A 12474-nucleotide genomic window follows, 5' to 3' on the forward strand; every position below is an offset into this window, starting at 1 on the left:
AGCAGTCAGTGTGAGGGCAGGTGGGGGACGGACTTTTCCCCGATGGAACTTCAACGCCGGAAAGGGGCATTAGTTACATGCCCAGTCCGCATCTTGTGCGAAATCGTCGCATGATCGAAGTCATGCGTGATCGCTTGCTGCGAGCCGCATCGAGAGGGAGTGCATGACAGTGAGTGAAGCGCGGGTGGGATGTGGCGCTGCCATCATTGAGAGGGGCCGCGTTCTTTTGCTCAGACGCAAGCGGCCACCGGAAGAAGGATGCTGGGGGTTGCCGGGCGGCAAGGTCGATCCATTCGAGACATTGCCTGCCGCCGTGCGCCGTGAGGTTGCCGAGGAACTCGGCCTCGACATTTCACCCCGCGATCTGCTGTGCGTGGTGGACCAGATCGATCGTGAGCAGGGGACGCATTGGGTTGCGCCGGTCTATCTTGTCACGGCTTTTGAGGGAGAGCCGCGCCTGATGGAGCCTCACAAACATGCGGCGTTTGACTGGTTCCCGCTGGACGCACTGCCTCAGCCACTTACGGAGGCGACGCGCGTCGCCATCCGTGCGCTGGAAGCCCGGGGACATGCTCAGGGGTAAAGACGCGTGACCTCCCACGCGGCCTTGCCGTGGTTTACCCAGATGGCCCTGTCATGCAGGCGATAGGGGCGTTCCTGCCAGAACTCGAAGCGCTCGGGACGCAGACAGAAACCTGACCAGTCGGCCGGACGTGGCACGGGCTTGCCTTCGTAGCGCTCCTCCACCTCATGGATGCGGCGCTCGAACGTCTCACGGTCGGGCAGGGGGCGGGACTGATCGGAGGCGATGGCGCCGATCTGGGAGAGGCGGCGGCGTGTGGCGAAATAGGCATCCGCTTCGGCTGTCGTCACGGAAGTCACTGTTCCTTCGATGCGGATCTGCCGCCGCAGGCTTTTCCAGTGAAACAGTAGAGCCGCGACCGGTGTTGTTTCCAGTTCACGTCCCTTGCGACTTTCAAGGTTGGTGTAGAATCGGAAGCCTTCACGATCGAAACCCTTGAGCAGGATGATGCGTGCCGAAGGCCGTCCTTCCGGGGAGACGGTGGCGAGGGTCATGGCATTGGGATCGGACGGTTCCGAGGCTTCGGCGTCTTTCATCCATTTCGTGAAGAGATCGAACGGATCGGAAGAAAGGTCGATCAGGGGCAGGGTGTCCACATTCGGCTCAGTGGCGGCCATGGCGTGTCTCCGTTCGACATGATGCGTGAGGGGATTCTCGGTCACGCGGACTTGTTCCCGCGCGCTGGTTGTGCAACGACCCGTGCCATCTTGTCACCATTCCAGCCAGTCGAGGTTTTTCGATGACCGAGCATACCACCGCTCCCGCAACCGGTAACCTGATGCGCGGGAAAAGGGGGCTCGTGATGGGGGTCGCCAATGACCGCTCCATCGCATGGTCCATCGCGCAGGCGGTTGCGGCGCAGGGTGGTGAACTGGCTTTCACCTATCAGGGTGAGGCACTTGGCAAGCGGGTTCTGCCGCTGGCCGAGAGCATTGGCTCCAAACTGGTTCTGCCGTGCGATGTGGCGGATGATGCTGCCATCGATGAGACCTTTTCCGTGCTGGAAAAGGAATGGGGCACGCTCGATTTCGTGGTGCATGCCATTGGCTGGGCCGACAAGAAGTATCTACGCGGACGCTACGTGGATACGCCGCGCGAGGCGTTCCTCACTGCGATGGATATCTCCTGCTATTCCTTCACGGCCGTCGCCCGGCGCGCAGCCGCCATGATGAAAGATGACGGTTCGCTTCTGACCCTGTCTTATCTCGGGGCCGAGCGTGTCATGCCGCATTACAATGTCATGGGTGTGGCCAAGGCGGCCTTGGAGGCTTCTGTGCGGTACATGGCGGCCGATCTGGGCCGTGACGGCATCCGTGTGAACGCCATTTCGGCTGGCCCCATCAAGACGCTGGCGGCCAGCGGTATCGGTGACTTCCGCTATATCCTCAAGTGGAACCAGTACAATTCACCGCTGGAGCGCAATGTGGCGCTTGAAGAAGTCGGTGGCGCCGGGCTTTACATGGTGTCTGACCTGTCGCGTGGCGTGACGGGTGAGGTGCATCATGTGGACAGCGGTTATCACATCGTGGGCATGAAAAATCCGCTCGCCCCCGACATTTCGGTCGCGGGCGAGTAAGCAGCGGGGAGCGGTCGGGGATGTCCTACAACACCTTCGGGCACATGTTCCGCGTGACGACCTGGGGCGAGAGCCACGGTCCGGCCATCGGCTGCGTGGTGGATGGCTGCCCGCCACGGCTCGCATTGAGCGAACAGGACATTCAGCCGTTTCTCGACCGCCGTCGTCCCGGCCAGTCCTCTTTCACCACGCAGCGGCGCGAGCCGGACATGGTGCGCATCTGTTCGGGTGTGTTCGAGGGGATGACGACGGGCACGCCTATCTCGCTCATTATCGAGAACACCGACCAGCGTTCGCGTGATTACGGCGAGATCGCCCAGACGTTCCGTCCCGGTCACGCCGATCTGGCGTATCAGAGCAAATATGGCATTCGCGACTATCGTGGTGGGGGTCGTTCGTCCGCGCGTGAAACCGCCATGCGTGTGGCGGCGGGTGCTGTGGCCCGCCGGGTGCTGGGCGATGGCGTGCGCATCCGGGGCGCTCTTGTGCAGATCGGTCAGCATGAAATCGGCCGCAACCGCTGGAATTGGGACGAGGTGGGGCAGAACCCTTTTTTCGCCCCCGATCCGGAAATCGTTCCTGTGTGGGAAGAGTATCTCGGCGCCATTCGCAAGGCGGGTTCGTCCGTGGGCGCTGTGATCGAAGTGGTGGCCGAAGGCGTGCCCTCCGGATTGGGGGCGCCGATTTACGGTAAACTGGATGCTGACCTTGCTGGCGCGTTGATGAGCATCAATGCTGTCAAGGCCGTGGAGATTGGGGACGGCTTCGCGACGGCCGCCTATACCGGTCCGGAAAACGCAGACGCCATGCATATGCATGATGGACAGGTCATGTTCGAGAGTAATCACGCGGGCGGTATTCTTGGAGGCATATCCACCGGGCAGCCGATTGTGGCGCGATTTGCCGTTAAGCCGACCAGTTCCATGCTCATTCCCGTACCATCTGTCAGCCTTGCGGGTGAGGATGTACAGGTCGTCACCAAAGGTCGTCACGACCCCTGTGTGGGCATTCGTGCCGTACCGGTGGGAGAGGCGATGATGGCCTGTGTGCTGGCCGATCATCTGCTGCGGCACCGCGGACAGGTTGGAGACTTCTGAAAGCCGCCCCCTGCCGTTAAGCGCTCCACCCGCCTTGTGTCCTGCGGCGATGTGCCCCCATCATTGGCGCTCATTGTGGCGCGAGGGGAGCGAAAAGGATGAAACAGCACGACAATGACCTGCCGGATCGGTTGGGGTGTCTGCTTCCGTCTTTTCCTGTTCCTGAACAGCACAAATCCGTAATGGAGACATTCAGGCGCGTCATCCGTGAGGATATTGCGCCCATGGCCGCCGAGAACGATCGGCAGGGGCGTTATCCACGACAGTCCATTGCCGCTCTGAAAGCTGCGGGTTTTCTTCGGGTTCCTGTGCCTGTGGCGCGTGGTGGCCTGGGATTTTCACAGGCTCTTTCCCAACATCTGATGTTTGAACTGGGCAGGGCCGATCCCGCTGTCGCGCAGATATACAAAGTGCATGACGACCTGACACGCGAACTGCTCGATGTGGGGTCGGAGCGCTTTTGCGCCACATTGGTGAAGGCCATTTGTGAAGACCGGGCCATCATAGGGGCTGCTATTGCCGAGAATGGGCGCAGTGTCGATCAGTTCGGGCAGGTGACGGCCGCGCCGGATGGGAAGGGGGGGTATGTCCTCAACGGCCGCAAGATTTACGCAACTGGAGCCGCTGGGGCGGATCTGATTCTCGTGGCGTCTTTCGATCTTGGACAGCAGGCCATGCGGTTGGATCTGGTGCCGGCCGGAACGCCGGGTATGACGATTGGGCAGGACTGGGATCGCCTCGGGCAGCGCGCCACGGATTCCGGCAGCGTGACGTTTGAGAACCTGCGCACATGTGCGGACTGGAGCGCGCTGACGCCGGGGCGAATGCCGCCCGTTCATGGTTCTCTGCGCTACCAGAATGGGTTTTCCATGATCCTTCTGGGCATCGGCGCGGGTGCGCTGAATGCTGCGGCTGATTTTGTAGTGACTACAAGCCGGCCATGGCCCTCTGCCCAAGTAGAGCGGGCAGGTGACGATCTTCTGGTTCGGCGGCTGTTTGGAGAAATCGGTGCTGAGTTGGCGGCGGCCTGTGCTCTGGGGCGAAATGCGGCAGAGCTTCTGGACGCTTTCGAACGAGCGGAGGTGTCGCGCACCGATGTCGCAATGTCTGCCTATGCAGCACGGTCCAGTGCCACATGGTCTGCACTGCGTGCGACGTCCGACCTCATGTCCGTTCTGGGGGCGCGGGTGACGGATGCACGGGTGGGATTCGACCGGTATTGGCGCGATGCTCGCACGTTGTCTCTGCATGATCCGGTGGAATGGAAGCACGAGGAAATCGGCCGACATCTGCTCACGGGATGGGAGCCGCCACCGGGGCTGTATCAGTAATGTTGGAAAGAACCGGCGGATGGTAGCGGTGGACGGATTTGAACCGCCGACCAAGGGATTATGATTCCCCTGCTCTACCGCTGAGCTACACCGCCATCGCGCCGGTGAGCGGGGAAATAGCTTTCCGGCGCAGGCGCGTCAAGCGGGTGGGCGCATTTTGCCGTGGAAGACGTGAGAAAACAGCTCTCTAGGCATGGCGGCGTCCAAAAAACCGGAAGATTCCGGCCCCACAGCTCAAGTAAACGAGGAGCAGAATCGCAGAGGTCGGGTTTCCGGTGAACAGACCGAGGAGCATATCCGAGACGAGTGGAAAAACCATGACCATCGAGAAGAAGATGCCCAGCGTGGGTATGATGCCGATGGTCATGCCTTTGATCTGGACGCTGGCGGACGGCATGCGGAAAGGCCGGGGCGCGTCCGGACGACGGTTGCGATCTATGATGGCGGTCAGATTGACGGCAGCGAACGCTGTTGCCGTGCCGAGACTGACCAGATCGCTGATGATGTCGATGGGCAGAAGAGCTGTCGCGAGCGCCACGATCGTACCGAGAACGAGCGTACCGTGCGTGGGGGTGCGGTAGCGCGGATGGAGCGTGCAAAAGAAGGCCGGTAGGAGCCGGTCACGCGCCATGGTGAAGAAAATCCGGCTTTGCCCATAAAGCAGTCCGAACACCACGGAACACAGGCCGATCACGGCTCCAAGCTTGACCAGAAGCACCAGCGACGGCCAACCGATGGCATCGACCGCCAGCGCCAGAGGATCGGCCACGTCGAGCGTACGCCATGGCACGACGCCCATCAGCACCAGAGCCACACACAGATAGATCACGGTGGACAGGATGAGGGAGACGATGATGCCGATCGGTACGTCGCGCTTGGGATTACGGGCTTCGGGCGACGCGGTCGAGACGACCTCGAAACCGACATAAGCAAAGAAAATGACGGAAGCGGCCCGGAAGATTCCGGGCACGCCGTAACGGAATCCCCCTTCATAGGGTGGGATGAAGGGGTGCCAGAGGGCCGGATGGATGGCGGGAATACCCACTGCCACGAACACGAACAGGACGCCCACTTTGAGCAGGACGATGGCTGTGTTGATCCGCGCGGATTCCTGCACGCCCAGCATGAGAAGGAACGTCACGAGCAGCACACAGGCGGCACCGATCAGATCGAGACGCGGTGAGAACGTGACGTGCATCGTGCTGGCGGATGTCACTGTCTGGAGCATGGTGGTGTGCAGCCAGTCCGGCACCATCACGCCGAAGTCCGCCAGCAGGCTCGTGGCATAGCCGGAGAAACCCGCAGCGACGCCCGAGCATGAGATTCCGTATTCAAGGAGCAGGAGCCAGCCGACCCACCATGCGCCTGCCCGCCCGAAGGAGAGGCGCGCGTAACCATAGGCCGAGCCGGAAACGGGCATGGCGGCTGCCAGTTCGCCATAGGAAAAGGCTGTGAACAGACAGGCAAGCCCCGCGAGCATGAAGGACAGCACAATGGCCGGACCGGCGTAATTGGCCGCTGCCGTGCCGGTCATCACGTAGATACCTGCCCCAATCGTGGAGCCGACGCCCAGCATGGTCAGTTGCACCGGTCCAAGCGTGCGTCGCAGCGTCATGTCACCGGAGGCTTCCCCAATCTCGCTATTGGCGGGAGCGGCGGGTGGAATGTGGATAATTCTTACATCCTCCGGGCGACTGTCCGTGTCTGTTTCATTCGCAAAAGGCGCGATCGCGTCTTTTGTCCGACAGACAGGACGGATGACCGTTGCAGAGTCGGGCGTCAGTGAACGCCGTGCAGCACCGCGAACGAGCCAATACCCATCAGGATGCAGTAAACCGCGAAAGGCGCGAGCGCCCAATTATCGTGATTGCGGAAGTAACGCATCAGGACAGCCGTGCAGATCAGGGCCGTGATTCCGGAGACGACGGCTGCAATCAGTCCGATATGAATCTGTTCGGACGTGACGGTCATATGCCGCATTTTGAAAAGCTGGTGGGCGGTGGCCGCCAGAATGACCGGTTCGGCCATCAGGAACGAGAAGCGGGCCGCCACATCATGATGCAATCCACGCAGCAGGCCACCGGCGATGGTCGCACCCGAGCGCGAGATGCCCGGAAAGAGGGCCAGACACTGGAAAGAGCCGATTACCAAGGCGTCCTGTGCCGAGAGACTGGCAATGGGACGATCAGCCGCTTCGTTTATGGAGGCTGCTTTGGTCGGGAGGCGTGAGCGCAGGCGCTCCACCGTCAGCAGCATCAGACCGTTGACCACCAGCAGGCCGGCAACAGGCAGCGGAGAACCAAAGAGGTGACGCAGAAGATGCTCGAACAGTCCGCCCACGATAATGGCGGGAATGGTGGCGATGACGAGCAGGAACAGGATGCGCAGACTTTCCAGCCGGTAGCGACTGCCATGGCGTCCGAACAGTCCACTGAAAATGGCCGCCCAGTCACGCCAGAAGAACACGAAGAGGGCAACGGATGTGCCCAGATGCAGCATGACGAGAAACGGCAGAAACGTCTCGTCGCTTTCATTGAAAGGCCAGTGGAGCAGGGCCGGAAGAAGTACGGCATGGCCGAGACTGCTGACAGGAAAGAGTTCCGTCGCCCCCTGAAGGATGGCGATGACCAAAGCCTGCAACAGCGTCATGTGCAAAAACCTGTTTGTTGCGTGCATGCGTGACGATGATCGTTGCAGGCACGGTAATGACGAGAGGGAGTCGAACGACTTAAAGAGTGTATTAACGTGGGCTGCGAAAAAACGATACCAGCCCCCACGCATTTCCTCGGCTTGACGTTCTGTCGCCCTCCGCCATTAGTGCGTGGAGAAACGCGCTTCCTGGAGGGAGACATATCGCATGGGTCATAATCGTCAGACCGGTACCGCCGTGTTCAGCCTGCTTGTGCTGGGAATTGCCGCCGGTTTTGGGATCTATGCCCGCAGCATGCAGACGGGGCATGGCGTGCCGCGCTATCCGCTGTCGGCGCGATTTGTCTCCGCCAACGGGCTTGCGCGCGGCGCTGATGTCGCCCTGTCAGGGGTGACGGTCGGTCGCGTGTCCTCCATTCACCTCGATCCACAGACAGACATGGCTGTGGTGGCGTTCGAGGTGAACGATACGTTGCATTTCCCGGTGGACAGCGTGCTGACGGTCGGTGCGCCCACGCTGTCACGTGACAATGCGCTGATGATCGAGCCGGGAAAATCGACGCAGCTTGTCAAGGCGGGTGACGTGCTGACGCACACGCGCGAGCCGCTGAGTCTGGAGCAGCAGGTGAGCAACTACATATTTGGTAATGGTGGTCTGCCGACGGAGTGATGTTTCAGTCGTTCTGGGGGTAGGAACGCAGGAGCCGCTTCTGCTCGCGCCACTGCCGGATGCCTGCGGGCAGGGATGTCGATTTCCAGCCCCGCGCCCGGTTTTTCGCGCCGATCCGGAACGCCTCGCCATAATGATGAAACTGCGCCGCGTAGGCCTCGCGCAGCGTCGTATGAGCGTCCCAGATATGGGTGGCCTCCGACCCAACACCGTTGATCTCGATGATTTCGAAATCCTTGCCTTCGCGCAGGGCGCTTTCCGATCGGAATTTTACGTCGATGCGTCCGAAATGGAACTCGGGGATATCGCGCAGGATGCGGTTGAGCACATCTGTCAGGGCTGGTGTGATGTCCGCTGCTCCATTGCGGAAGATCGCGCCTTTGCAGTGATTGCCCGTGAATACGAGTGGCAGAGTCTGTCCTTTGGGCAGCACATCATTGAGCCGGTCCGCCAATCGGGGGCGATAAATGTGCGGCAGGAGGCGTGTGCGGGGATCGGCATCGAGCAGTTCCGCGACAGTCGAACGCCCATCGCCCGTTAACGCTGGCACATCCTTGTAAGTGAGGGATGTGATCTGACCGCAGTCTTCCTGAGGGTGGCGGATATAGAACAGTCCGGCCTCATGCTCCCATGGGATGAGACGCTGAAGCACAAGCCGCACGCCTCTGGGAAATTCCGCTAGTGTGAGCGCCAGCGCGTCTGTGGTCCGCGCCAGCTTCACACCCGTACCGTTGCACCCGATGTCGGGTTTCACCACCACGGGAAGGGAAATCCCAGCCGCAGCAAGAGCGGCTTGGGCCCGCGCCAGATCGTTGGTGTCGGTGTCCAGCACGACCCATGGAGCGATGAACTGCCGGGCGATGGGACCGGCCATATCGAGGATGGAACTCTTGCTTTCACCGCAGAGGCCGCCGGTGGAAATCAGCGGATTCGCGGCTGTGGGCATCCCGAAGTCGCGATACCGCACACCCATGGCAATCCAGTATGCGACAATGGGAGTGTAGAAGAGCCAACCGGGCCAGAACTCGAAGAAGCTGAGCGGTTCGTGTTCGTCTTTTCCGCGCCCCATGACAGAATCGAACAGCTTGCGGGCGCGCGACGTCCGGCGGCGTGGTGTTTCCATGGGCGGAGCGGGTGCCTTTGCGCTGGCGAGACTGGAAAGGGGAGAAGGAGCGTCCGAGGGCGTGATGTCCGGTATGGAGAGAGTGCTGTCGGGCGTAAGCTCGATTTCGTGTAACTGGTCCATCGTGGCTCAAACCCGTGACGTTGGAGACTGCATGCGGGCGATATGTCGCCCGACCAGAAAGATGGCGACCACAAACCCGGCCACCCCGACCCAGCGCCAAGCTCCCAGCGCATCCAGCAGCACCTGACCGATTTTCAGCGATAAGGCAAACAGCGTGCTGGTCCAGATGAAGGTCGCCGCGATTGTAGCGAGCAGAAACACACGGAAACCGGCCGCGAAAAATCCCGATGCGGTGTAGATCGGCAGGCGCGTACCGGGAATGAAGCGGCAGACAAAAATCACGCGGAACAGGGCGGCGCCCCGCCACCAGCCCGTCGCTGGTTTGTCGCCCATGCGTACGGTTTCCTGTCCGGATGGTGCCCATCTGCGGGCAGGCGGCCAGAAAGCGGCCAGTCGCCCCAGTCCGTACAGGCCCGCGTCTCCAGTGACGATGCCGACATACAGGGAAGCAAGCGCAAGCGGGAGCGCCACCACACCATCGCCCACGGCAATGGCGGTCAGGATGGTTGCGCCATCTTCGAGGATAAAGGTGCCAAGCAGGATCGCCAGCGCCTGAGCGAGCGGCTCGTGGGAGGCCGCTTCCAGCCATGCGCCCAGATTGCCGGAGGAAGCAAGGGACATGCCCTGCTCTTTGCATGTCCGGCGACAATCTCCAACTCGCATCGCATGATCGAGAGGGATCATGCCTGCCTGTGGCCGACTCTTTGTGTTAATGAATCATTATTCCTTTTCTCGGGTTGCGTTAGTCAGCCCCGGTTGTTCGTCATTGCCGCAGGACCAACGGTTTGCCCGATACTTTCTGTTCTATCAGCGCGATTGCCCGTGAAATTCCCGATCTGCCGCCGCAAGGGGCGAAGCGCCTCACCGCATTGCGGCGGGCCGTTACCGGGCGAAAGGCGCCCGCAGCGCTTGGTGTCCGGCGGCGACCTGTTCACGCAGCCGAGTCCGCAGTGGTGGCGAAAGCCCAGATTCGTCCGACAGTCACCATTGTCTGTCTGAGTGAGGAGGAGGCGCGGGCCATTCCGACCGAAGCACGCTATTTCGACCCACAGTGGTATCTGAAAACCAACCCCGATGTGCGGCGGGCCGGGATGAACCCGGTGCAGCATTACCGCCAAACAGGAGCGAAAGAGGGCCGCAATCCCAATCCTTATTTCGATTCGGCTGATTATCTGGCTGCAAATCCGGATGTCGTGGAAAAAGGTCTGGAGGCCTTCCGCCATTTCATCATGTACGGAATTGCCGAACGTCGTCGCCTGAAACCGTGATGGACGCGCCACACAAGACGCCACGTCATTTCACGACTATGGAGCCTGTGCTTCCAAGGTATTAAGGAAGACCGTCCCGCCGGTCGGGCACAAGCAGAATCTGAAACGGGAGAGCAGTGTGGTCGAGTTTGTCCGGGCAAGGCGCATGATCGGTCGGCGTGCCGCAGTTGGTGGTCTTATGGCCTCGGGCGTGGCGACGGCGCTCAAGGCACCTCCGGCTCTCGCTGCGGCTGCATCGGGCACTAAATCCCATGCCACGTCGTCCTACAGCGCCTTTCTGGCTGGCGTGCGGGAGCAGGCGGTGCAGCAGGGCGTGCCGGCCTCCATCGTGACCGAAGCTCTGGCCCTGACCCATGCGCCAAACGCCAAGGTGCTCAAGCTCGACCGTCATCAGCCCGAGTTCACACTGACCTGGGCGCAGTACCGCCAGCGCGTCATCACTCAGACCAAGATCGATGCGGGCCGCAAGGCGCTGGCGAATTACAATGGCACGCTTGAAGCCGTGGAAGCCCGCACGGGTGTGGATCGTCAGCCTGTCATGGGCATCTGGGGCATGGAGTCGTGGTACGGCAAGCTGACGGGCGGGTTCAACGTCATCGATGCGTTGGCGACGTTGGCGTATGATGGCCGTCGCTCCTCCTTCTTTCGCTCCGAACTTCTCAAGGCGCTCCAGATTCTGGGCGAAGGACGTATCGCGCCGTCTCACATGACGGGCAGTTACGCAGGGGCCATGGGGCAGCCGCAGTTCATGCCCAGCGCCTATCTGCGCTACGCCCGCAGCATGGATGGCTCGGGCCATGCCGATATCTGGACCAACGTGCCGGATGTAATGATGTCGATCGCCAATTATCTGGCGAAATGCGGCTGGCGCACCGGTGAGCCCTGGGGGCAGGAGGTTACTGTTCCCGAAACGCTTGCGCAGGCCGAAATCGGACGGGAGCATACGCGCACGCTTGAGGCGTGGACGCAGGCGGGCGTGCGCCGCAAGGACGGCTCGAAGTTCTCCCGTTCCGATGTGGAAGGCGCGATCGTGCGCCCCGATGGACCCGGCACGGAAGCGTTCATGGTCTATCACAATTTCAACGTCATCCGGCGCTATAACCCTTCCGATTATTACGCACTGGGCGTCGGCCTGATGGGTGCCGCCACCACATGATCTGCCGTGCCGTGAAGGCGGGTACGCGTGTCGCTGGCCACGGCTGGCCGTTGGTACTGGCTTTGGGCGTCAGCGGCTGCCAGCCACCGCGCCCGACACTGACACCGCATGTTCATTACGAAGTTGGAGCAGCCTATCAGGCCGATGGGGTGTGGCATTATCCCCAGCAGGATCTGTCCTATCGCGCGACGGGTCTGGCGGTCATCGACCCATCGACCGATGCTCCACGCCTGACAGCCGATGGTGAGGTCTACGATCCGCAGGCCATGGCGGGCGCCCACCCCACGCTCCAGCTTCCAGCGCAGGCCACTGTGCATAATCTCGATAATGGGCGTGAGATCACAATCCGCATCAATGATCGCGGTCCGGCGCAGCGTGGACGGCTGCTCTCACTTACGCCGCAGGTGGCACGTATGCTGGCCATGGGCACAGCGCCTGCGCGTGTTGAGATCATTGAGGATGAGCTGCCGAGCCGCATGTTCGCCGAAACGCTGCCCGGTGGTCCTTTGCTGAATATGCAGGCGGCTCCGGTGGAGCAGGTGACGGTCAACGCACTGGACGGGAAGAATGGTATTGCCCAGACTCCTGCCAGCCCCGCTGCGGTCGGAGCGAACCGTGTGCCTGTGACAGCACTTGCCGATCTTCCGGTGACGGCACGACAGGGATGGGCCGTGCCGACCAGCTTGTGGATTGAAATCGGGCGCTTTACCCAGCGCTCCTATGCAGCGCTCGCCGCCATGCGGGCCGGCGGCACCGTCAGCGCGTCTGACGATGACCGTGGGCCACTGTGGCGCGTGCGTGTGGGGCCGTTCACACGGGTGGATGAAGCCGATGCGGCTCTGGACCGGGCACTGGCTGCCGGGTTAACGGGTGCGCACATAGTCGTCGAATAGGATTG

13 protein-coding genes and 1 tRNA gene are annotated in these 12474 nt (G+C 61.4%); 8 read left to right on the forward strand and 6 right to left on the reverse strand.

The features are described from left to right. The first annotated feature begins 163 nt into the window (after window positions 1-163). Window positions 164-583: an NUDIX hydrolase gene (locus GOB87_RS01210; protein WP_166312729.1), complete on the forward strand. Its 420-nt coding sequence runs from the start codon at window positions 164-166 to the stop codon at window positions 581-583. On the opposite strand, the gene pdxH is transcribed toward GOB87_RS01210, so the two are convergent. Beyond that, entirely contained in the window at window positions 574-1200 is a 627-nt protein-coding gene (pdxH, locus tag GOB87_RS01215; protein WP_166312871.1) for a pyridoxamine 5'-phosphate oxidase, read from the reverse strand. The genes GOB87_RS01210 and pdxH overlap by 10 nt on opposite strands. A gap of 122 nt (window positions 1201-1322) precedes the next feature. Between pdxH and fabI the strand changes: the two genes are divergently transcribed. The 3 genes from fabI to GOB87_RS01230 all read left to right on the forward strand — a co-directional run bounded on the left by fabI (window position 1323) and on the right by GOB87_RS01230 (window position 4587). Further along, window positions 1323-2159 (forward strand): enoyl-ACP reductase FabI, encoded by an 837-nt coding sequence (gene fabI, locus GOB87_RS01220; RefSeq protein WP_166312730.1) that lies wholly within the window; start codon window positions 1323-1325, stop codon window positions 2157-2159. Window positions 2160-2179: 20 nt separating this feature from the next. Continuing rightward, window positions 2180-3256 (forward strand): chorismate synthase, encoded by a 1077-nt coding sequence (gene aroC / locus GOB87_RS01225; RefSeq protein WP_166312731.1) that lies wholly within the window; start codon window positions 2180-2182, stop codon window positions 3254-3256. Between the two features lie 98 nt (window positions 3257-3354). Continuing rightward, the gene (locus tag GOB87_RS01230) at window positions 3355-4587 is read left to right on the forward strand and encodes an acyl-CoA dehydrogenase family protein (RefSeq protein ID WP_166312732.1); all 1233 of its coding nucleotides are present in this window, start codon (window positions 3355-3357) and stop codon (window positions 4585-4587) included. Between the two features lie 20 nt (window positions 4588-4607). Here GOB87_RS01230 and GOB87_RS01235 read toward each other — a convergent pair. The 3 genes from GOB87_RS01235 to GOB87_RS01245 form a co-directional block, all read right to left on the reverse strand. Then, window positions 4608-4682, reverse strand: a tRNA-Met gene (locus GOB87_RS01235). Between the two features lie 92 nt (window positions 4683-4774). Next, window positions 4775-6202, reverse strand: a complete 1428-nt coding sequence (locus GOB87_RS01240) for an APC family permease (RefSeq protein ID WP_166312733.1) — start codon at window positions 6200-6202, stop codon at window positions 4775-4777. Window positions 6203-6366: 164 nt separating this feature from the next. Continuing rightward, on the reverse strand, window positions 6367-7236 hold the full coding sequence (locus tag GOB87_RS01245; RefSeq protein WP_166312734.1) for an undecaprenyl-diphosphate phosphatase: 870 nt from the start codon (window positions 7234-7236) through the stop codon (window positions 6367-6369). A 208-nt stretch (window positions 7237-7444) separates the two neighbouring features. Between GOB87_RS01245 and GOB87_RS01250 the strand changes: the two genes are divergently transcribed. After that, the gene (locus GOB87_RS01250; protein WP_166312735.1) at window positions 7445-7906 is read left to right on the forward strand and encodes an MlaD family protein; all 462 of its coding nucleotides are present in this window, start codon (window positions 7445-7447) and stop codon (window positions 7904-7906) included. 4 nt (window positions 7907-7910) lie between these two features. Here GOB87_RS01250 and GOB87_RS01255 read toward each other — a convergent pair whose 3' ends face one another. Next, on the reverse strand, window positions 7911-8975 hold the full coding sequence (locus GOB87_RS01255; RefSeq protein WP_166312872.1) for a D-alanine--D-alanine ligase: 1065 nt from the start codon (window positions 8973-8975) through the stop codon (window positions 7911-7913). 183 nt (window positions 8976-9158) lie between these two features. Then, window positions 9159-9773 carry a DedA family protein gene (locus GOB87_RS01260; protein WP_166312736.1) on the reverse strand — a complete coding sequence of 205 codons (615 nt, stop codon included), beginning with the start codon at window positions 9771-9773 and terminating at the stop codon, window positions 9159-9161. A gap of 164 nt (window positions 9774-9937) precedes the next feature. On the opposite strand from GOB87_RS01260, the gene GOB87_RS16695 reads away from it, so the two are divergent. From GOB87_RS16695 to GOB87_RS01275, 3 genes are all read left to right on the forward strand, one after another. Further along, complete coding sequence (locus tag GOB87_RS16695) at window positions 9938-10420, forward strand: hypothetical protein (protein WP_242006090.1); 483 nt, start codon at window positions 9938-9940, stop codon at window positions 10418-10420. 145 nt (window positions 10421-10565) lie between these two features. Beyond that, entirely contained in the window at window positions 10566-11576 is a 1011-nt protein-coding gene (locus tag GOB87_RS01270) for a lytic murein transglycosylase (RefSeq protein ID WP_166312874.1), read from the forward strand. Beyond that, a complete protein-coding gene (locus tag GOB87_RS01275) occupies window positions 11573-12469 on the forward strand; it encodes a septal ring lytic transglycosylase RlpA family protein (RefSeq protein WP_166312737.1) in 897 nt (298 codons plus the stop codon). Before GOB87_RS01270 ends, GOB87_RS01275 begins: the two co-directional genes overlap by 4 nt. Window positions 12470-12474: the final 5 nt, after the last annotated feature.

Origin of the sequence: Acetobacter estunensis (assembly GCF_011516945.1) — a bacterium.
Taxonomy (GTDB): Bacteria; Pseudomonadota; Alphaproteobacteria; order Acetobacterales; family Acetobacteraceae; genus Acetobacter; species Acetobacter estunensis.

What these genes read in the sequence shown, in the direction of transcription:
- GOB87_RS01210 (WP_166312729.1), top strand. Translation starts at nt 164, where the DNA reads ATGACAGTGAGTGAAGCGCGGGTGGGATGTGGCGCTGCCATCATTGAG.
- pdxH (WP_166312871.1), bottom strand. Translation starts at nt 1,200, where the DNA reads ATGGCCGCCACTGAGCCGAATGTGGACACCCTGCCCCTGATCGACCTT.
- fabI (WP_166312730.1), top strand. Translation starts at nt 1,323, where the DNA reads ATGACCGAGCATACCACCGCTCCCGCAACCGGTAACCTGATGCGCGGG.
- aroC (WP_166312731.1), top strand. Translation starts at nt 2,180, where the DNA reads ATGTCCTACAACACCTTCGGGCACATGTTCCGCGTGACGACCTGGGGC.
- GOB87_RS01230 (WP_166312732.1), top strand. Translation starts at nt 3,355, where the DNA reads ATGAAACAGCACGACAATGACCTGCCGGATCGGTTGGGGTGTCTGCTT.
- GOB87_RS01240 (WP_166312733.1), bottom strand. Translation starts at nt 6,202, where the DNA reads ATGACGCTGCGACGCACGCTTGGACCGGTGCAACTGACCATGCTGGGC.
- GOB87_RS01245 (WP_166312734.1), bottom strand. Translation starts at nt 7,236, where the DNA reads ATGACGCTGTTGCAGGCTTTGGTCATCGCCATCCTTCAGGGGGCGACG.
- GOB87_RS01250 (WP_166312735.1), top strand. Translation starts at nt 7,445, where the DNA reads ATGGGTCATAATCGTCAGACCGGTACCGCCGTGTTCAGCCTGCTTGTG.
- GOB87_RS01255 (WP_166312872.1), bottom strand. Translation starts at nt 8,975, where the DNA reads ATGGGGCGCGGAAAAGACGAACACGAACCGCTCAGCTTCTTCGAGTTC.
- GOB87_RS01260 (WP_166312736.1), bottom strand. Translation starts at nt 9,773, where the DNA reads ATGTCCCTTGCTTCCTCCGGCAATCTGGGCGCATGGCTGGAAGCGGCC.
- GOB87_RS01270 (WP_166312874.1), top strand. Translation starts at nt 10,566, where the DNA reads ATGATCGGTCGGCGTGCCGCAGTTGGTGGTCTTATGGCCTCGGGCGTG.
- GOB87_RS01275 (WP_166312737.1), top strand. Translation starts at nt 11,573, where the DNA reads ATGATCTGCCGTGCCGTGAAGGCGGGTACGCGTGTCGCTGGCCACGGC.